The organism is Paenarthrobacter sp. NPDC090517 (genome assembly GCF_044769165.1).
Taxonomy (GTDB): Bacteria; Actinomycetota; Actinomycetes; order Actinomycetales; family Micrococcaceae; genus Arthrobacter.
In genome coordinates, this window is sequence record NZ_JBIVXN010000006.1 from 129,468 (window position 1) to 146,611 (window position 17,144).

Consider the following 17,144-nt stretch of genomic DNA (forward strand, 5'->3'; position numbering starts at 1 on the left):
GCAGCTTCATAGGCGTCAGATCATGGTCATGACCATGGCGGGGTCGGCCAAAATTGAGCCGAGGTCCGCAAGGAATCGTGAACCCTGTTCCCCATCCACCAAGCGGTGGTCGAAGGACAGGCTGAGCGACATGACCTGCCGAACGGCGAGTTCGTCATTAACAACCCACGGCGCCTTCCGCACAGCGCCGAGGGCCACAATGGCGGCCTCGCCCGGATTCAGGATGGGAGTTCCGGCGTCGATGCCAAACACACCGATGTTGGTGATGGAGATGGTGCCACCAGACAACTCCGACGGCGACGTCTTTCCTGCCCGCGCCGTATCGGTCAGTTCAGTCAGCGCCGTGGAGAGCTCACGCAGCGTCAGCCGGTCCGCGTCCTTGATGTTCGGGACAGTCAGGCCGCGAGGCGTTGCAGCCGCAATGCCAAGGTTCACGTAATTGAACTGGACAATTTCCTGCTTGGCCTCATCCCACCGCGAATTCAGCGACGGATTGTTCCGCAGCGCTACCAGGACCGCCTTCGCCGCGATGGTCAGCGGTGTCAGCTTGTAGCCTTCGAATGCCTTATTGCCCTTGAGCCTGGCCAGCAATTCCATGGTTGCCGTGACGTCCACCGTGAGGAACTCCGTCACGTGCGGGGCAGTGAACGCGCTCTGCACCATAGCGGCGGCCGTGAACTTGCGAACACCCTTAATGGGCGTTCGGGTTTCCCGCTCACCCTGTGCAGAAACAGAGACCTCGGCTGGAGCTTGCTTTGCAGTGGAGAAGTTCTGGACGTCCTCGCGAGTGATGAGCCCGCCCGGTCCGGTGCCGGGAACGAGTTCCAGGTTGATCCCAAGGTCACGGGCGAGCTTCCGGACCGGCGGGGTTGAGCGCGGACGCTCAGAGGTTTCGGGCTCTGCTTGACGTGACACCACGAGCTCGGCGGCCGCCGGTGCCTCCGGGGCTGGAGACTTCGTTTCGTGGGCCTGACCGCGTGCCCGCCGCGCTGGGCGGCCGGAATGCTCGACGACGGCGCCGTATCCCACCAGGTTCGGCTCACGTTTCGCGGGGCTCCCCACCCCATCGACGACGGCCGCGCGGTCACCAGCGGATACGCCACCGGTGGACCCCGTCCCAGCAGACGCTTTACCAGCAATAGGTGCGCTGCCCCCATTGGAGGAGCCTGCGTCGTCAACCTCGAACGAAACGATCGGCTTGCCAACCTCCACCACGGTGCCGGGCTGCTCATGAAGTTCAGCCACCACTCCTGCGAAGGGCGAGGGCAACTCGACGACGGCCTTGGCTGTTTCGACCTCGGCGATGACCTGGTTCAGCGTCACCGTATCCCCCACCGCCACTTTCCAGCTCAGGATTTCCGATTCGGTCAGGCCCTCGCCAAGGTCCGGCAGCCTGAATTCCTTGATCATGGTGGCGGTCATCCTTCCAGTCCACTCAGGGAGTTGCGGCGGCCCAGGGCGCGGTCCACGCCGTCAAGAATTCTGTCCAGGTCCGGCAAGTGGTGCATTTCGAGCTTCGAGTAAGGGTACGGAACGTCGAATCCGGTGATCCTGACGGGAGCCGACTCGAGGTAGTGGAAGCAGCGTTCGGTGATGCTGGCAGCGATCTCGGCGCCAAGGCCACCGGATTGGCCGGCCTCGTGGGTGATAACCAGCCGACCGGTCTTGCGGACAGAAGCTTCGACGACGGGGTAGTCCACAGGGGCCAGGGAGCGAAGATCGATGACCTCCACGGAAATGCCTTCATCGGCCGCGGCCATGGCAGCGTCCTTGGCCGTTTTGACGAGTGGACCGTAGGCGACCAGCGTGACATCAGAACCGGGGCTCGCCACGACAGCCTTGTCCAAAGGAAGTGCAGTGGAAAGGTCCAGGGTCTCATCCACATCACCCTTGTCGTGATAACGCCGTTTGGGCTCGAAGTAGAGGACGGGGTCATCGGACGCGATGGCCTGCTGGATCATGGTGTAGGCATCCTGCGGATTTGATACAGCTACAACCCGGAGGCCGGAGGTGTGTGTGAAGTACGCCTCGGGTGATTCGGAATGGTGCTCCGGCGATCCGATGCCACCACCGAACGGAACACGAATGGTGATGGGCATCTTGACACGCCCTTGAGTCCGGTAGTGCATCTTGGCTACCTGGCTGACGATCTGGTCGAACGCCGGGTAGATGAAACCATCGAACTGGATCTCGCACACCGGCCGGTAGCCACGGTAGGCCAAGCCAACTGCGGTGCCGATAATGCCGGACTCAGCCAGCGGGGAATCGATGACCCTGTGCTTCCCGAAATCTTTCTGCAGCCCATCCGTGACGCGGAAAACGCCACCGAGCGAACCGATGTCTTCTCCCATCAGGACTACTTTGGGATCGTTCTCGAGGGACTTCCTGAGGCCGGCATTGATGGCGCGGGCAAAAGTGAGTTTGGACATCAGAGTGCACCTTCCTCGACCGGCTGGTTGAAACTGTTCAGGTAGCGCGAGTAGTGGTCCTTCTGGCGTTCAATCCAGGAATTGGGGGTGCTGTAGACGTGGTTGAAAACATCCAACGGCTGTGGGTCCGGCATATTGATGCAGCTGGACCGAAGTTCCGCGGCCACCGCATCAGCCTTTGCCTTCACGCGGGTTTCAACATCCACGGTCAGCAGGCCCTTGGCCTCCAACAGCTTGCGCAGCCTCAGGATCGGATCCTTGGCAGCCCAATCCTCCAGCTCGATCGGGTCACGATAGCGGGTGGGGTCATCAGCGGTAGTGTGTGGACCCATGCGGTAGGTGACCGCCTCAATGAAGGTAGGTCCGCCGCCCTTCCGAGCCCGGTCCAAGGCGACACGAGTCGCAGCCATGACAGCCAGCACATCATTGCCATCAACCCGCATGCTCGGGATACCGAATCCGGTGGGCCTGTCAGCCAACTGAACGTGGGACTGCACACGGACGGGCTCGGATATTGCCCAATGGTTGTTCTGGCAGAAGAACACCACGGGAGCCTGGTAGCTCGCGGCGAACACCATGGCCTCGTTCACGTCGCCTTCACTCGTGGCACCATCCCCAAAGTAGGCCAGGACCGCAGTGTTGGCGCCATCCAACTGGACACCCATGGCATAGCCGGTGGCGTGCAGGCTCTGCGAACCAATGATGATCTGAGGCGTCGCAAGATTTATGCGCAGGGGATCCCAGCCATAGGAGGCGTTGCCTCGCCATACGCGGGCGATCTCGGAGAGGTGGGCGCCTCGCACATAGGCCACGCCGCTTTCCCGGTAGCTGGGGAAGACGAAGTCATCGTCCAGCAGCGAGCGGCTTGAACCGATCTGGGCGGCTTCCTGCCCCAGCAACGGGGGCCACAATGCGAGCTCTCCCTGCCGCTGCAATGCCGTGGCTTCTGCATCGATGCGGCGAATCACCGTCATGTCCTCATACAAGGAGCACAGTTGCTCATCGCCGATGTCCTTGACCCAGATATCAAATTCGGGGTGGCTGATGCGCTCGCCGTCCGGCGACACCAACTGGAGCAGATCGCCGCCAGTCCTCAAGGGATTTTGTGCACTATGTCCTGGGCGTGGAGTGTCATGGTGCACTCCCTTGCCCGCCTGATCCGTTAACACAGGTGATCGCAACCTTCCGGCTCGTTTTCGTCGGCGCTGGCGGGACTTGTGATCCTGTCGCAGACCGGCCCTCCGGCACCTTCGCCGGAGTTAATTGTGACCCTACTCACAACGCGCATCAGGTACAACTGCCCTCGTTGAAGTTGAGCATTATGCCCTGTTTTGGGCTCCCGGGCCGTGCTAATCTTGCGCATTATGCAACCCTTGGATGGCACTGACACCCGGCTTCTTTCCGCCATGGCCAAGGACCCCCGCGGGACGGTGGTGGCATTGGCGCAAAAGCTGGGTTTGTCACGCAATACAGTGCAGGCCCGCATGGCCCAGCTCGAGAAGAAGCACGCATTCCTGTCATTCGAGCGGAGGATCAATCCGGTAGCCCTCGGCTACCCGCTGACGGCATTTATCACCGTCCATGTGCAGCAGCAGAAACTGGCCTCACTTGCCCAGGATCTGGCAGATATCCCTGAGATTCTGGAAGGTTTCGGCCTGACGGGATCCGCGGACCTGTTACTGAGGGTTGTGGCCTTGGATGCGGAGGACCTTTACCGCATCAACGGGAAGATCCTCGGCTGCGACGGCGTGGACCGGACAGACACAGCACTGGCCATGCGGGAGATGATCCCCTACCGGGTACAACCATTGCTGGGGCGACGCGCCGAGGCCTGAGTTCCCTTCTTACCTGCAGTTATTGCTGGCCAACTCTTGCCCGGGGAAGCGGACTTGCGATTTGATGCAAGAGGACGCATCGGGGACCGTCCAGAGGTCCCCGGCCAGGTGGTGGCGCTGCCGAAGGCTGCCGAAAGGGGCACTACCGTGAGCAATCCGCAACAACCAAACCAGCCGGATCACCAACCCGGGTACAACCCGCCGCCGGTTCCGCCGGGACCCGGGTACCCCCCACAGAGCGGCAGTTCCCCGCAGTGGCAACAGCCGCCGTCGTCCGCGTCTCCCCCGGGCAACCCGCAATATGGCGTGCCGGACCAGTCCCAAAACCCCTATCCTCAGGGCCAAAATCCTTATCCGCAGGGCCAATACCCGCCAGGTCAATATTCCCCGGGGCAATATGGCCAGCAGCCGCCGAAAAAGAGCCGGAAAGCGCTGTGGATCGTCCTCAGCGTTGTGGCGGGAGTTATCGTGCTGGCCGTGATAGGCATACTGGTGCTCGTCAACGTGGTGGGCAACGCTACCTCCAAGGCCAGATCCCTTGCCGACGAATTCACTAATCTGGTGGTGTCAGGCCAAACGGAGCAGGCCTACGACAACTACCTCAGCCAGCCATTGAAGGATGAACTGGACAAACAATCGTTCGTGGATGGCATTGCCAGCCTTGAACTGGACAGCACATGCAAACCAAACTACAACTCCGTGAACGTGAACTCGGAGAACGGAAACAACAAGGCTGACCTTGCCGGCAAGCTCCAATGTGACGGCAAGACCATAGATCTCAAATACATCTTCGAGGGCACCAACGACCTGAAGATGAGCAGCATCCGCTTGCGCCCCTAAGTCGCAGCAAAATAATCCTGCCCACCACCCATCCACCTGCGCGAATGGTCCGAATCACTTCCTGAGAGCCCTACCCGGGGCTCAGCAGGACGGCCGGTATTTCCGGCCATCACCGGAAGGTTCGGACCAATGCGTACTTCGCCCAATCGCTTGATCGCCACCATCTTCGGAGCCGTTTACCTCTTGGTAGGCGTGCTCGGATTCTTTGTCACCTCGGGAATAGGCTTCTTCGCCACCGAGGGCGCCAACTTGATCATCTTTGCAGTGAATCCGCTTCACAACATCATCCACCTGGCCATCGGCGCCGCCCTTCTCTACGCCGGTATGAACAGCGTGACACTGTCCAAGTCCGTGAACACGGCTGTAGGAGGCGTCTACCTCCTAGTAGGTATCCTCGGGCTCTTCCTGGTGGGTTCCTCGCTGAACATCATCGCCCTCAACGGGGCAGACAACGTCCTCCACCTTGCCAGTGCAGTGGTCCTTTTGGGTGTCGCACTGTCCCAGGACAAGGCCGCCGTAGCTTCCGCCCGCGCCTGATCACCCACTACGCGCCACTAAGAGCGAAAGGACGGCGGGAGCCATGGAAAGCAGAAATCACCCCACGTTGAAGGCAGCCACCTTGCTGTTCGTGTACTTCGCTGCCATGGCGGCCGGGATGGTCGAACTTTCCCTTGCCGCCGGGTATCTCACCGGCACCAACTCGGTGACGCCCGGTTTGGTCATCGCCGGTGTGGCAACCCTCACGGCTGGCTTGGCCTTCCTGGCTTGGTCTCTGTGGGGGCTGCATCGCAACTCACTCACCTTCGCCCGCTATGCCGTTCCAGCCTTGGCAGTGGCTGCCGCGGCCCACGTCGCAGTCATGGCGGCCAGCGTCTCCACCCAGCGCTCACTTGACGTGAGCCACCTCGCCGCCCTCGGCCTGACGCTCATGGCGCTAGCCGGAGCGGGCTGGCTTAGGCGGCAGCACAAGACCAACGACGGCGGCGCCCACGGCCAGCCAAGGACCGGGCGGCTTCTGGCAGCCGCGTTCGGAGCCGCCGTCGTTGTTGCAACAGTGGCAACACCCGGCCTGGCAGCCTCGATGGCCGGGCAGCACGCCGTCCCCCATGGCGAACACGGCCAGTCGCCGGACGGAAACAACGGCCAGGGCTCCAATCCCGCCCTGGAACCGGGTCGCCACCACTAGGCGGCGACTGGACCGGCGCACCATTAACAATGCCCACTGTTGATGGTGCGCCTGGTTCGTGGATCATGGACCCATGGATCCCATCGAGGCGCTCGACGAAATTTCCTTCTGGCTGGAACGAAGCCAAGCCCCCACTTTCAAGGTCCAGGCCTTCCGCAAGGCAGCCGACGCCGTCCGGCAGCTTGCGCCGGAAGATCTGGCGACGCTTGTCAGCAGCGGGCGGATAACCAGCCTCAAAGGCGTCGGAAGCCGGAGTGCCGAAGTCATCACGCAGGCCATGGAGGACCGTACCCCCGACTATCTGGCCGATCTGCGTGAACGTGGAACAGAATCCTTGGCCGCCGGCGGCGACACCCTGCGGGCCGCCTTGCGCGGCGACCTTCACAGCCACAGCAACTGGTCCGACGGCGGCTCACCGATCGAAACCATGGTTGCCGCAGCCCGCACTCTCGGCCGGGAGTATCTTGCCCTGACGGACCACTCCCCCAACCTCACCATTGCCAATGGCCTCAGCGTCGAACGGCTTGAGAAACAACTGGGCGTGGTGGAAGGCATCAATGCTGCACAGGACGGCTTCCGATTGCTCAAGGGCATCGAGGTGGACATCCTTGAGGATGGAACCTTGGACCAGACACCGGACATGCTGGACCGTCTGGACGTAGTGGTGGCCAGCGTTCACTCCAAACTTCGGTCAGACAAGAAGACCATGACCACACGAATGCTGGGCGGCATCAGTGATCCCCATACCAACGTCCTGGGGCATTGCACGGGCCGCCTTGTCCAAGGATCGCGGGGTACCAGGCCTGAGTCTGAGTTCGACGCGGCCAAAGTGTTTAAAGAGTGTGCGGATTGGGGCGTGGCTGTTGAAATCAACTCACGGCCAGAGCGGCAGGATCCACCGGACAACCTCATCAGGATGGCCCTCGACGCCGGCTGCCTGTTCAGTATCGACAGCGATGCCCACGCCCCCGGCCAACTCGACTTCCTGCAGTACGGCGCGGAGCGGGCGGAAGCCCTTGGCGTGCCGAAGGAACGGATTGTCACCACGTGGCCGCTGGAGCAGCTAAAGGAGTGGCTGAGACTGAAGAAGTGACTGACCCACACAGTAGAAGGCTCCTCCTGCAGTTCGCAGGAGGAGCCTTCTGTTGGTTCTGTTGGCGCGGTGTCGATTAGTGGTCTACTGCCTTCTCCGCACCGACACCGGTCAGCGAGCGCACTTCCATCTCCGCCTGCTTGGCCGGATCCTCGCGCCGCTTGTCCAGGACCGTGCCGAGCCAGCCGAGGAAGAAGGCCAGCGGAATGGAAACGATGCCCGGGTTGCTCAGCGGGAACAGGGCAAAGTTCGCTCCCGGGATCATGGAGGTCTTGGCCCCGGAAACCACAGGCGAGAACGTGATCAGCAAGATGGCCGCAGCCAGGCCGCCATACATGCTCCAGACCGCGCCCTGGGTGGTGAATTTCCTCCAGAACAGGGAGTAGACAATGGTGGGCAGGTTCGCCGAGGCTGCAACAGCGAAGGCCAAAGCCACCAGGAAGGCCACATTCTGGCCATTGGCAAAGATGCCGCCCAGGATGGCCAGGACTCCGATCACCAGGACGGTGCGTCGGGCTACCTTCACTTCGGTAGTTGCGTCGGCTTTGCCCTTGGCAATGACGTTGGCGTAAATATCGTGGGCGAATGATGCTGCCGCTGTGATGGTCAAACCGGCCACCACCGCCAAAATGGTGGCGAAGGCAACCGCCGAAATGAAGCCCAGGAGCAGTGGCCCACCAAGGTGGAAGGCCAGCAGCGGGGCGGCGGAGTTGACGCCGCCAGGCGCGGATTTGATGGTTTCTGCACCCACCAGGGCTGCTGCACCGTAGCCCAGCACCAAGGTGAAGAGGTAGAACAGGCCGATCAGCCAGATCGCCCAAACAACGGACTTTCGGGCTTCCTTGGCCGTGGGGACTGTGTAGAAGCGCATCAGGACGTGCGGCAGGGCCGCGGTTCCGAGGACCAAGGCAAGGCCAAGGGACATGAAGTCGAGCTTTGACGTTTCGGTCTTTCCATACTGAAGGCCCGGGTTAAGGATGGCCGGGTTGTTGGCGGCCTCAGCTGCGGAGCCCAGCAGGCTGGAGAGGTTGAACCCGTAAATTGCAAGCACCATGGCCGTCATGACCCCCGCACCGGCAATCAGCAGGATGGCTTTGATGATCTGTACCCAGGTGGTGCCCTTCATGCCGCCGATCAGTACGTACATGATCATCAGGGCCCCGACGACGATGATCACCAAGGCTTGGCCGCCCCAGTCGCTGATGCCCAGCAGGAGCGAGATCAGGCTGCCTGCACCTGCCATCTGCGCCAGGAGGTAGAAGAAGCAGACTGCGAGGGTGGACAGGGCTGCCGCGATACGGACCGGGCGCTGACGGAGCCTGAATGAGAGGACGTCCGCCATGGTGAACTTGCCGGTGTTGCGGAGCAGTTCAGCCACCAGGAGCAGGGCGACAAGCCACGCGACAAGGAAACCGATGGAGTACAGGAAACCGTCGTAGCCATTGATGGCAATGGCACCGGTGATACCGAGGAATGACGCGGCCGAAAGATAGTCGCCAGCAATGGCCGTGCCGTTTTGGGAGCCGGTGAATGATCGGCCGGCTGCGTAGTAGTCTGCCGCGGTCTTGTTGTTCCGGCTGGCCCGGAAGACGATCACCATGGTGACCGCCACGAAGAGGGCGAAGATGCCCATGTTGAGCAGCGTGGTGTCTTTCAGCGCTTCGACGTTGACTGCTGCCGGGACGATGGTGTTCATTTGGCTGCCCCGCTGATCACATTGCCGTCCTTATCAAATTCGTGGCCTTCAATCTCGTTGCGGATTTCAGCAGCGATGGGGTCCAGTTTCCTGTTGGAGTAGCTCACGTACCAGGCCGTGATCCCGAAGGTGGTGACGAACTGCAGCAGCCCCAGAATCAGGCCGACATTGATGTTGCCCCAAACCTTGATGGACATGAAGCCGACTGCGTAGTCGGCCAAGAGAACGTATGCGAAATACCAGAGCAGGAATACCACTGCCATTGGAAAGACAAAGCTGCGGTGCCGCTTGCGCAGTGTCTTGAACCGTTCCGTCTGTTGGACTTCCTGGAAGTCCACGGACGCCGTTGCGTCCTGGGGTTGGGCCTCATTACCCATGGTTCCTCCTGATTGTGATGTGTCCACATCAGCTCCGCACGCATTGCCAATGTGACTGCAATCACTATCGAACGCCCGGCGGTAACTGTTCCAGAGAATCGTCCACTGCCGTCGCCCAACGGTTGCGACGTTGCGCCAAACGGTGGTTGCAGGGGAGCATCAGGATGAGCGGGCCAACCGTACCAGGGCGTCGGGCTACGCTGGCCTTATGCCTGATTCCCCGCTTTTCACCGCAGCTGCGATCGCCGTGATCGTGCTGGCAGTCGCCGTCGTCGTGGGCGTTGGCCTCAAAGTGATCCGCTCTTTCCGCGACCTTGGCACGGACGCCGAACGTGCCACCTACAACACACTCCATGCAGCCTCCAAGGCGGGACAGCACCTTCGCGGTGGCCTCCATCCCGCCGGCGCAGCCAAGGCCAGCAAGCAATTACGGGCCCTGCTGGGCTGCGATGCGTTGGCCATCACGGACACGGACGGCGTGCTCGCCTGGGATGGTGCCGCCGAGGAACTCCGGCCGTCATTGATGCGGCTCGCGGAGGAAGTGTTGACCACTGGCCGCACTGTTGTGGTGGCTGTCGGGCACCCCTCAGCCACAAAGCCTGATCACAACCAGGACTTCAGCGCTGTCATCGCACCGATCCGGGCTGGATCCAGGGTTGTTGGTTCCGTGGCCGCACTTGCCCCTGCGTCCGGGGCCGGTCTGGTGCGGGCAACAAGCGAGGTGGCTGACTGGATTGCCGCGCAATTGGAGCTCGCGGAACTGGAATCATCGCGCACCCTCCTGATGGAGGCCGAGGTCCGTGCACTGCGGGCGCAGATAAGCCCACACTTCATCTACAACTCGTTGAATGCCATTGCCTCGTTCATCAACACCGACCCGGCCCGGGCCCGGGAGCTAGTGGTGGAATTTGCCGATTTCACCCGCTATTCGTTCCGACGGCACGGCGACTTCACTACTGTGGCGGAGGAACTCCGCTGCATTGACCGCTACCTCTTGCTGGAGCGGGCCAGGTTCGGCGAGCGGGTCCAAGTGAGCCTGCGGATCGCTCCGGAGGTCCTCAGCACGGTCATCCCCTTCCTTAGCCTCCAACCGCTGGTGGAAAACGCCGTCCGGCACGGTTTGGAAGCCAAGGAAGGACCCGGACACATCACCATTTGCGCGAATGATTCCGGAGCGTTCGCTGAGGTGACCATTGAGGACGACGGCGTCGGCATGGACCCGGAGCATCTGCGGTCTGTGCTCGCCGGGCACACGGATGGGGTCCACGTGGGGCTTCGCAATGTAGACGCCCGCCTGCGACAGGTCTACGGCGACGAGCACGGGCTCATCATCGACACGGCTCCGGGCGAAGGAACCATGATCACTATGCGGGTGCCGAAATCGCAGCCCGGACATGATGCCTGAGGCGGCGGTTAGTCTTTAATCATGATCAACGTGCTCGTCGCTGATGACGAAATGCCCGCCGTGGAGGAGCTCGCCTTCCTGCTGGGCCGGGATGAGCGGATTGGCGCCATCCACCGGGCATCGTCCGGCGCAGAGGCGCTACGGACCTTGGAAACAGAGTCAGTGGACGCCGTTTTCCTCGACATCCACATGCCGGCGCTCTCCGGCTTGGACATCGCACGCGCCATATCCCGCAGCAGCAGTCCGCCCGCCGTCGTGTTTGTCACCGCAGACGAAGACTGCGCGCTTGAAGCCTTCGACCTCGCGGCAATCGACTATCTGCTGAAGCCCCTGCGCGCGGAACGGCTTTCCCGCTCCGTGGACCGCATCAGCGAGCTCATCAAGGACGGAACCCCCGCGCCGGAGATGATCACGGTGGATCTCGGCAGCACAACCCGCATGATCCGCCGCGACGACGTCACGTATGTGCAGGCCCAGGGCGACTACGCAAGACTGCACACGGCCGAGGCCAGCTACCTCATCCGTGTGCCCCTCAGCGATCTCGAACAGAAGTGGGCGGACGCAGGCTTTCTCCGGATTCATCGCTCGTATCTCATCGCCCTGAACCACGTGCAGCACCTCAAACTTTCCGCAACGGGGCCCAGCGTGGCAGTCGCCGGCGCCGAGCTGCCCATCAGCCGCAGGCACCTGCCGTCAGTCAGGGACAAGCTGCAGTCCACCCGCCTCCGGCCGCAGGGATGACACGCGTCCGCGTAACGGCCCCGCGCCAATCCGCCACGGCGACACCGGGGGCCTCAGGAAAGTTGCCGTACCTGAGGGAAGTTGCCGAGGACTCCGATGCCGGCCGGATTTTCATCCGTTCGCTCATCCGCTCCCAGCTGCGGTTAGCCTTGGTGGTGGCTTGCGGGTTCCTGGTCATTCTGGCCGTGATCGCAGTCTTCCTGGTTTATGGACCAGGGGTGACCGAGACCCGCATCTTCGGCATTCCCTTGGATTGGCTGGTTCTGGGCGCGGGCATCTACCCCGTCATCGGACTGAGCGCTTGGCTCTACAATCGCGCCGCGGCCCGCAATGAGGCGCGTTACCAGGACCTTGTGGAGGACAAGTGAATCCTGCTGTTGGCCTGTTCGCTTTTCTGGCCGTTTCCATCGCGACGGCGGTCATTGGCTTCTACGGCCTGCGCATCTCACGCACCACCGGCGACTTTTATGTCGCCTCGCGAACTGTCCCGCCGTGGTGGAACGCATCCGCAATCGGCGGCGAGTACTTGTCCGCCGCCAGCTTCCTTGGAGTAGCGGGGCTGATCCTGCTCTCGGGAACTGATGCGCTTTGGTTTCCCGTGGGGTACACCGCCGGCTACCTGATGCTGCTGCTCTTCGTGGCCGCTCCCCTCCGGCGCTCCGGCGCCTACACGATTCCGGATTTCACTGAAGCCCGACTGGACTCCAAGCTGGTCCGCCGGGTGACGAGCCTGGTGGTGGTGGCCGTCGGTTGGCTGTACATCGTTCCCCAACTCCATGGCGCGGCGCTCACCATCCGGATTACCACCGGACTGCCATCGTGGGTAGGTTCGACGGCGGTGGTTCTGGTTGTGTGCCTCACGGTGGTGGCAGGTGGAATGCGCTCGATCACCTTTGTCCAGGCGTTTCAGTACTGGTTGAAACTGACCGCTTTGGCGGTGCCTGTGGTCTTCGTTCTTCTGGTGCTGGCAGGCAATGGCGCACAGCCGCAGGCACCCCTCCCCCTCAACCCCACCGGCCAGAGTGCAGCCGGGGCATACCAACACATCTCACTCCTGGTGGCATTGCTCTTCGGAACCCTGGGCCTACCGCACGTCCTGGTGAGGTTCTATACCAACCCGGACGGCCAATCGGCCCGTCGGACAACGTTGATCGTGTTGGGGCTGCTCTCCGTCTTCTATCTGTTCCCCACACTGTCGGGTGCCCTGGGAAGGATGTTCGCGCCCGAGCTCGCGCAGTCCGGCCAGGCCGACGCCCTGGTCTTGTTGCTGCCCGGAAGGTTTGTAGGCGGAATGGCCGGTGACATGTTGTCCGCCCTGGTTGTGGCCGGCGCCTTCGCTGCTTTCCTGTCCACGACGTCGGGGCTGGTAGTTTCGCTTTCCGGCGTCATCAGCCAGGATCTCTTTGGAGGAAGCGTAAAGGGCTTCCGCCTCGCAGCGCTGCTCGCCGCCGTCGTGCCTTTAGGTTTTGCCTTGATGACTGACACGCTTGCGCTGGCGGGAAGCGTTGGCTTGGTTTTCGCCTTCACGGCGTCCACCATCTGCCCGGTGCTGCTCCTGGGGATCTGGTGGCGTGGGCTGACGGATGCTGGCGCTATCGCGGGGATGCTGATTGGTGCGCTTCTTTGTGGTGGCGCCATGGTGGCGGGCACCCTCATGGGCCCTGGCAACGCACCCGCGTGGTTGGCGCAGCCTGCAGCATGGAGCGTCCCGGCCGCGTTCGCGGTGACCGTGACCGTCTCAACCATGACGAAGAACCGCGTGCCGGCCTCGGTGAACCGAGTGATGTCACGCTTGCATGTGCCGGAGCGTCCGGTAGCCACGGAGAGATAGCAGCAGCAAGCCGTTGTCCGCGGCCCCTACAGGGTGGACAATAACGCCATGTCCGACGAAGCGGGTACCGCGAGCCAGGAACCGCCAGCGCCACCCACGGAGCTATCTCCCAGCGTCCGGGCGCAACTGCTGGCCACGGAACACTGGAGCCTGCTTGCTTCGAGGAGTACCACCCAAGGCGAAGTCCTCACCCGCATCAGCATGTTCCTGACTTTCACGTCGGCAAGCCTGCTCAGCGTAGCGCTCGTAGGTAACGCCACCCAATTTTCAGATGACTTCAGGGCCTTCGCGCTGACGATCCTCAGCATCGACGTCGTCGTAGGACTATTAACACAGATCCGGGTCTTAAACGTCGGCATGGAGGACCTCATGTACGTCCTCGCCATGAACAGGTTGCGTGCCGCCTACGTCGAGCTCGATCCCGGCATGGCGCGCTACTTGATGGCCGGCTACCACGACGACGAGGCAGGCTCGGAGCAGACGTACTATTTCCTGGGCGGGCGGGGCTCATTCAGCCAAGTAGCAGGCAGCAGCATGATGTTCATCATGACGGCTAACTCGGCGTTGCTTGCACTGCTGATCGGCTCAATCTTGACTGTCTTTCAGGTGCCCACACCCGTCTCAATCAGCGTGGCTGTGGTGGCCGCACTGGGCTTTTTCGCATTCACCATGGTCCGCGGCGGGCGCCGGTATTACGCGGTGTGGAAGATCAACCAGCCAATCTCCCCCACCCCGCATTAGGCCGCCGTTCGACTAATCAATGGCCGCCATGAGCTCTACAACACGCTCGAGAAAGGCATCTACCTGTGCCTCTTCGTAGCCGTCAGCACCCTTGGCCGCACGAAAAACAGCACGACGCACAGTGTCTACGCTCAGGGCCTGATCGTGCTCGAGGTACCCAATGAGCTCGGCACACAAGGCGTCGACATCCTGGACGTTGTAGCTGCGGGTCCTCTTCCCGGACGGGCGCCGGAAGCGCTCGCCGTCGGGCCGGTGCAACCTGCCGCGCAGGATTCCGGAGAGCTTGCCAATCTCACGCAGCCAGGCCTCCTCGCCCTGCCGGCTGATGAGGTCGTCCCTCTCCCGACGAGCAAGGGCGTCCTCCAGCCGGTCCAGCGCAGCATCCACGCTATTTGCGTCGTAACCCCCCTTGACCGGGTCGAAAGTCACAGCCCGCACATCTGCGCTGGCCACTTGGTCGGCTGTGCCTACAGGGTTCTCAAACGACGTCCTGGCTCGCTGGAGGAACTCATCCACTTGCTTGGCGTTATAGCCGTACTTGCTGCGCTCCACGCGATCGAACGTTGCGGGAATCTGGCGTCGAATATCCAAGGCCACTAATTTTCCTTCATTGGTTGTCAGACGCCGCTCAGCAGCGCGAACAGAACATAGGCTACAGGGGCTGCGAACACGATGGAGTCCAAGCGGTCCATCACGCCACCATGGCCGGGCAGGATGCTGCTCATGTCCTTGACGCCAAGTTCGCGTTTGACCATGGACTCAGCAAGGTCTCCTGCAGTTGATGCGGCCACCATGCCAACTGCCAGCACAAGCCCAACCCACCATGGCTTATCGAGTAGGAAGATGCAGGCGAGCACACCAATGACCATGGCCCCGCCCACCGACCCGGCGAAACCCTCCCAGGACTTTTTGGGACTGATCTTGGGGGCCATAGGGTGCTTACCGAAAGTGGCACCAACGATGTAGCCGAACGTGTCATTCGAGACTACCAACAGCAACAATGTGGCTATCTGCCACGCACCGTCCGGAATCCCGTTTGGCCAGAAGCCGAAGGGGGTGGCGCCACCGCTGGCGTGGAGCGGTAATGCTGCGAAGCTAATAAGGAACGGAACCCAGGCCAGGGTGAAAACGCCGGCAAACACGCTGCGCGGCGCCCCCGCAGCGCTCTCGATCGAGCGCCACAGCAAAACGGCCACCGAACTCGCCGTCATAGTGAAAAGCAAACCCTCAAGTCCGCCGAAATAGGCCGATACCGGCATCACCAGGCTGCCGATCATCACGGGAACGATCGGCATCCTGGTCCCCTGCGCCTCAAGCGCCCGGAAGACCTCCCAAACACCCAGTACCGCGAAAGCAGTAGTGAGCAGGACGAATCCCAGCGGGAGGAAAAGCAATCCACCCAAAACGGCCAAAAGCATGGCAAGCCCGACGCCGATGGCCGCCGGAAGATTCCGGCCTGCCTTGGGGGTGGGGTTCTTCCGCACGCGCCTGACGCGCTTGGGGGTATCGCGTGTCGGGACCCGCTCAGCGGGCGCCGGCTCAGCCTGGTTCATCAGACCTCGAGCAGCTCGGCTTCCTTGCGCTTGAGCAGTTCGTCGATGCTGTCCACGTGCTGCTTGGTCAGGGCGTCGAGTTCCTTCTCAGCGCGTGCACCCTCGTCTTCTCCGGCTTCGCCGTCTTTGACGAGCTTGTCCAGGGAGTCCTTTGCCTTACGGCGGATGCTTCGGATGGATACCTTCGCGTCCTCACCCTTGCCCTTGACGATCTTCACGTACTCCTTGCGTCGCTCCTTGGTGAGCTCCGGGATGGTCACGCGGATGACGTTGCCGTCGTTGGAAGGGTTGGCGCCAACCTCAGAGTCGCTCAGTGCCTTCTCAATGTCGCGCAACGCGGTCTTGTCGTAAGGGGTGATCAGGATGGTCCGGGCATCCGGAACACCGAAGGAGGCCAGCTGTTGAAGCGGGGTAGGTGTGCCGTAGTACTCGACGATCACCTTGTTGTAGAGGGCGGGGTTGGCCCGGCCAGTGCGGATCGACGCGAAATCGTCCTTGGCTACCTCCACCGCCTTATCCATCTTCTCGCCGGCTTCGAGCAAGGTCTCTTCGATCACGGGTTTCTCCTCAGAAATAGTTGCTACCCAACTACAGGCGGCAATGCACAGTAACTCAATGCACAGTAAAGATCCGCCACCAAGGGCGGACGGTCCTAGAAATATCCTAGCCCTTGCTAGGGGGTAACCAAGGTTCCCAGCGTTTCGCCCAGGATGGCGCGGGTAACGTTGCCCTCACCCTCCATGCCGAACACCACCATGGATAGACTATTGTCCTTGCACATGGTCATTGCAGTCTGGTCCATGACCCGGATGTCACGGCGCAAGGCGTCATCGTAGCTGAGGACATCCAACTTCTCGGCTGAGGGGTCCTTCTTGGGATCAGCAGTGTAGACGCCGTCCACACCACTCTTCGCCATGAGGACCACGTCTGCGTGCACTTCGAGGGCGCGCTGTGCAGCAACGGTGTCAGTGGAGAAGTAGGGCAAACCGGCGCCTGCGCCGAAAATGACCACCCGGCCCTTTTCCATGTGGCGGATTGCGCGGCGGGGAATGTAGGCCTCCGCGACCTGGCCCATGGTGATGGCGCTCTGGACCCTGGTCTCTACACCCGCCTGCTCCAGGAAGTCCTGGAGGGCCAAGCAGTTCATCACAGTGCCCAGCATGCCCATGTAATCGGCGCGGGAGCGGTCCATACCGCTTTGCGACAGTTCGGCGCCGCGGAAGAAGTTGCCGCCGCCAACAACAATTGCCACTTCTACCTCGGTGACTGCTGCCGCGATTTGCTTGGCGATGGCGCGTACGGTCTCAGGATCGACGCCGAGCTTGCCTCCGCCGATGACTTCGCCGGAAAGTTTCAGAAGTACACGTCGACGGGTCTTCTCGGGCTGGATAGCAGTGTTGACGGTTTCCATGGTGCC

At 61.8% G+C, this 17,144-nt stretch carries 19 protein-coding genes; 10 read left to right on the forward strand and 9 right to left on the reverse strand.

The genetic code is table 11. The features are described from left to right. Positions 1 to 15 precede the first annotated feature (15 nt). Genes ACIQTW_RS17780 through pdhA form a run of 3 tightly spaced genes read right to left on the reverse strand, consistent with a single transcriptional unit; the run spans position 16 to position 3,598 of the window. Complete coding sequence (locus ACIQTW_RS17780) at positions 16 to 1,422, reverse strand: dihydrolipoamide acetyltransferase family protein (RefSeq protein WP_402939599.1); 1,407 nt, start codon at positions 1,420 to 1,422, stop codon at positions 16 to 18. Next, positions 1,419 to 2,429, reverse strand: coding sequence for an alpha-ketoacid dehydrogenase subunit beta (locus tag ACIQTW_RS17785; protein WP_402939602.1), 1,011 nt, complete (start codon positions 2,427 to 2,429; stop codon positions 1,419 to 1,421). The genes ACIQTW_RS17780 and ACIQTW_RS17785 overlap by 4 nt, the downstream gene beginning before the upstream one ends. Next, a complete protein-coding gene (gene pdhA, locus ACIQTW_RS17790; protein WP_402939605.1) occupies positions 2,429 to 3,598 on the reverse strand; it encodes a pyruvate dehydrogenase (acetyl-transferring) E1 component subunit alpha in 1,170 nt (389 codons plus the stop codon). The genes ACIQTW_RS17785 and pdhA overlap by 1 nt, the downstream gene beginning before the upstream one ends. Positions 3,599 to 3,793: 195 nt before the next feature. Here pdhA and ACIQTW_RS17795 point away from each other — a divergent pair, with 195 nt between their 5' ends. The 5 genes from ACIQTW_RS17795 (at position 3,794) to ACIQTW_RS17815 (ending at position 7,383) form a co-directional block, all read left to right on the forward strand. Beyond that, entirely contained in the window at positions 3,794 to 4,264 is a 471-nt protein-coding gene (locus ACIQTW_RS17795) for an Lrp/AsnC family transcriptional regulator (RefSeq protein ID WP_017199423.1), read from the forward strand. A 147-nt stretch (positions 4,265 to 4,411) separates the two neighbouring features. Continuing rightward, on the forward strand, positions 4,412 to 5,104 hold the full coding sequence (locus ACIQTW_RS17800) for a hypothetical protein (RefSeq protein ID WP_402939608.1): 693 nt from the start codon (positions 4,412 to 4,414) through the stop codon (positions 5,102 to 5,104). A 129-nt stretch (positions 5,105 to 5,233) separates the two neighbouring features. Then, the gene (locus ACIQTW_RS17805; RefSeq protein WP_011774231.1) at positions 5,234 to 5,641 is read left to right on the forward strand and encodes a DUF4383 domain-containing protein; all 408 of its coding nucleotides are present in this window, start codon (positions 5,234 to 5,236) and stop codon (positions 5,639 to 5,641) included. Between the two features lie 43 nt (positions 5,642 to 5,684). Further along, positions 5,685 to 6,290: a hypothetical protein gene (locus ACIQTW_RS17810; RefSeq protein ID WP_402939613.1), complete on the forward strand. Its 606-nt coding sequence runs from the start codon at positions 5,685 to 5,687 to the stop codon at positions 6,288 to 6,290. 73 nt (positions 6,291 to 6,363) lie between these two features. Further along, entirely contained in the window at positions 6,364 to 7,383 is a 1,020-nt protein-coding gene (locus ACIQTW_RS17815) for a PHP domain-containing protein (RefSeq protein WP_402939616.1), read from the forward strand. A gap of 76 nt (positions 7,384 to 7,459) precedes the next feature. Here the strand turns inward: ACIQTW_RS17815 and ACIQTW_RS17820 are convergent, their stop codons facing one another. Both ACIQTW_RS17820 and ACIQTW_RS17825 read right to left on the reverse strand, forming a co-directional pair. Further along, positions 7,460 to 9,079, reverse strand: a complete 1,620-nt coding sequence (locus ACIQTW_RS17820; RefSeq protein ID WP_402939619.1) for a cation acetate symporter — start codon at positions 9,077 to 9,079, stop codon at positions 7,460 to 7,462. Beyond that, positions 9,076 to 9,456 carry a DUF485 domain-containing protein gene (locus tag ACIQTW_RS17825; protein ID WP_017199418.1) on the reverse strand — a complete coding sequence of 127 codons (381 nt, stop codon included), beginning with the start codon at positions 9,454 to 9,456 and terminating at the stop codon, positions 9,076 to 9,078. The genes ACIQTW_RS17820 and ACIQTW_RS17825 overlap by 4 nt, the downstream gene beginning before the upstream one ends. A gap of 208 nt (positions 9,457 to 9,664) precedes the next feature. Between ACIQTW_RS17825 and ACIQTW_RS17830 the strand changes: the two genes are divergently transcribed. From ACIQTW_RS17830 to ACIQTW_RS17850, 5 genes are read left to right on the forward strand one after another with little or no spacing between them, the layout of a single operon-like run. Beyond that, positions 9,665 to 10,861 carry a sensor histidine kinase gene (locus tag ACIQTW_RS17830; protein ID WP_402939622.1) on the forward strand — a complete coding sequence of 399 codons (1,197 nt, stop codon included), beginning with the start codon at positions 9,665 to 9,667 and terminating at the stop codon, positions 10,859 to 10,861. Positions 10,862 to 10,882: 21 nt separating this feature from the next. Further along, positions 10,883 to 11,602: a LytR/AlgR family response regulator transcription factor gene (locus ACIQTW_RS17835; RefSeq protein ID WP_402939624.1), complete on the forward strand. Its 720-nt coding sequence runs from the start codon at positions 10,883 to 10,885 to the stop codon at positions 11,600 to 11,602. Continuing rightward, on the forward strand, positions 11,599 to 11,970 hold the full coding sequence (locus tag ACIQTW_RS17840) for a hypothetical protein (RefSeq protein WP_402939627.1): 372 nt from the start codon (positions 11,599 to 11,601) through the stop codon (positions 11,968 to 11,970). The genes ACIQTW_RS17835 and ACIQTW_RS17840 overlap by 4 nt, the downstream gene beginning before the upstream one ends. Beyond that, the gene (locus tag ACIQTW_RS17845; RefSeq protein WP_402939630.1) at positions 11,967 to 13,433 is read left to right on the forward strand and encodes a cation acetate symporter; all 1,467 of its coding nucleotides are present in this window, start codon (positions 11,967 to 11,969) and stop codon (positions 13,431 to 13,433) included. Before ACIQTW_RS17840 ends, ACIQTW_RS17845 begins: the two co-directional genes overlap by 4 nt. Before the next feature lie 48 nt (positions 13,434 to 13,481). Beyond that, entirely contained in the window at positions 13,482 to 14,174 is a 693-nt protein-coding gene (locus tag ACIQTW_RS17850; protein ID WP_402939632.1) for a hypothetical protein, read from the forward strand. Between the two features lie 12 nt (positions 14,175 to 14,186). Here ACIQTW_RS17850 and ACIQTW_RS17855 read toward each other — a convergent pair whose 3' ends face one another. The 4 genes from ACIQTW_RS17855 to pyrH all read right to left on the reverse strand — a co-directional run bounded on the left by ACIQTW_RS17855 (position 14,187) and on the right by pyrH (position 17,138). Further along, on the reverse strand, positions 14,187 to 14,771 hold the full coding sequence (locus ACIQTW_RS17855; protein ID WP_402939633.1) for a DivIVA domain-containing protein: 585 nt from the start codon (positions 14,769 to 14,771) through the stop codon (positions 14,187 to 14,189). 20 nt (positions 14,772 to 14,791) lie between these two features. Next, on the reverse strand, positions 14,792 to 15,727 hold the full coding sequence (locus ACIQTW_RS17860; protein ID WP_402939636.1) for a phosphatidate cytidylyltransferase: 936 nt from the start codon (positions 15,725 to 15,727) through the stop codon (positions 14,792 to 14,794). Further along, positions 15,727 to 16,284 (reverse strand): ribosome recycling factor, encoded by a 558-nt coding sequence (gene frr / locus ACIQTW_RS17865; protein WP_011774219.1) that lies wholly within the window; start codon positions 16,282 to 16,284, stop codon positions 15,727 to 15,729. The genes ACIQTW_RS17860 and frr overlap by 1 nt, the downstream gene beginning before the upstream one ends. 116 nt (positions 16,285 to 16,400) lie before the next feature. Further along, positions 16,401 to 17,138 (reverse strand): UMP kinase, encoded by a 738-nt coding sequence (gene pyrH, locus ACIQTW_RS17870; protein ID WP_402939637.1) that lies wholly within the window; start codon positions 17,136 to 17,138, stop codon positions 16,401 to 16,403. Positions 17,139 to 17,144 lie beyond the last annotated feature (6 nt).

Bases quoted from the DNA above. Each gene is read 5' to 3' on its own strand.
- ACIQTW_RS17780 (WP_402939599.1), bottom strand. From the start codon at position 1,422: ATGACCGCCACCATGATCAAGGAATTCAGGCTGCCGGACCTTGGCGAG.
- ACIQTW_RS17785 (WP_402939602.1), bottom strand. From the start codon at position 2,429: ATGTCCAAACTCACTTTTGCCCGCGCCATCAATGCCGGCCTCAGGAAG.
- ACIQTW_RS17795 (WP_017199423.1), top strand. From the start codon at position 3,794: ATGCAACCCTTGGATGGCACTGACACCCGGCTTCTTTCCGCCATGGCC.
- ACIQTW_RS17805 (WP_011774231.1), top strand. From the start codon at position 5,234: ATGCGTACTTCGCCCAATCGCTTGATCGCCACCATCTTCGGAGCCGTT.
- ACIQTW_RS17810 (WP_402939613.1), top strand. From the start codon at position 5,685: ATGGAAAGCAGAAATCACCCCACGTTGAAGGCAGCCACCTTGCTGTTC.
- ACIQTW_RS17815 (WP_402939616.1), top strand. From the start codon at position 6,364: ATGGATCCCATCGAGGCGCTCGACGAAATTTCCTTCTGGCTGGAACGA.
- ACIQTW_RS17820 (WP_402939619.1), bottom strand. From the start codon at position 9,079: ATGAACACCATCGTCCCGGCAGCAGTCAACGTCGAAGCGCTGAAAGAC.
- ACIQTW_RS17825 (WP_017199418.1), bottom strand. From the start codon at position 9,456: ATGGGTAATGAGGCCCAACCCCAGGACGCAACGGCGTCCGTGGACTTC.
- ACIQTW_RS17830 (WP_402939622.1), top strand. From the start codon at position 9,665: ATGCCTGATTCCCCGCTTTTCACCGCAGCTGCGATCGCCGTGATCGTG.
- ACIQTW_RS17835 (WP_402939624.1), top strand. From the start codon at position 10,883: ATGATCAACGTGCTCGTCGCTGATGACGAAATGCCCGCCGTGGAGGAG.
- ACIQTW_RS17840 (WP_402939627.1), top strand. From the start codon at position 11,599: ATGACACGCGTCCGCGTAACGGCCCCGCGCCAATCCGCCACGGCGACA.
- ACIQTW_RS17850 (WP_402939632.1), top strand. From the start codon at position 13,482: ATGTCCGACGAAGCGGGTACCGCGAGCCAGGAACCGCCAGCGCCACCC.
- ACIQTW_RS17860 (WP_402939636.1), bottom strand. From the start codon at position 15,727: ATGAACCAGGCTGAGCCGGCGCCCGCTGAGCGGGTCCCGACACGCGAT.
- pyrH (WP_402939637.1), bottom strand. From the start codon at position 17,138: ATGGAAACCGTCAACACTGCTATCCAGCCCGAGAAGACCCGTCGACGT.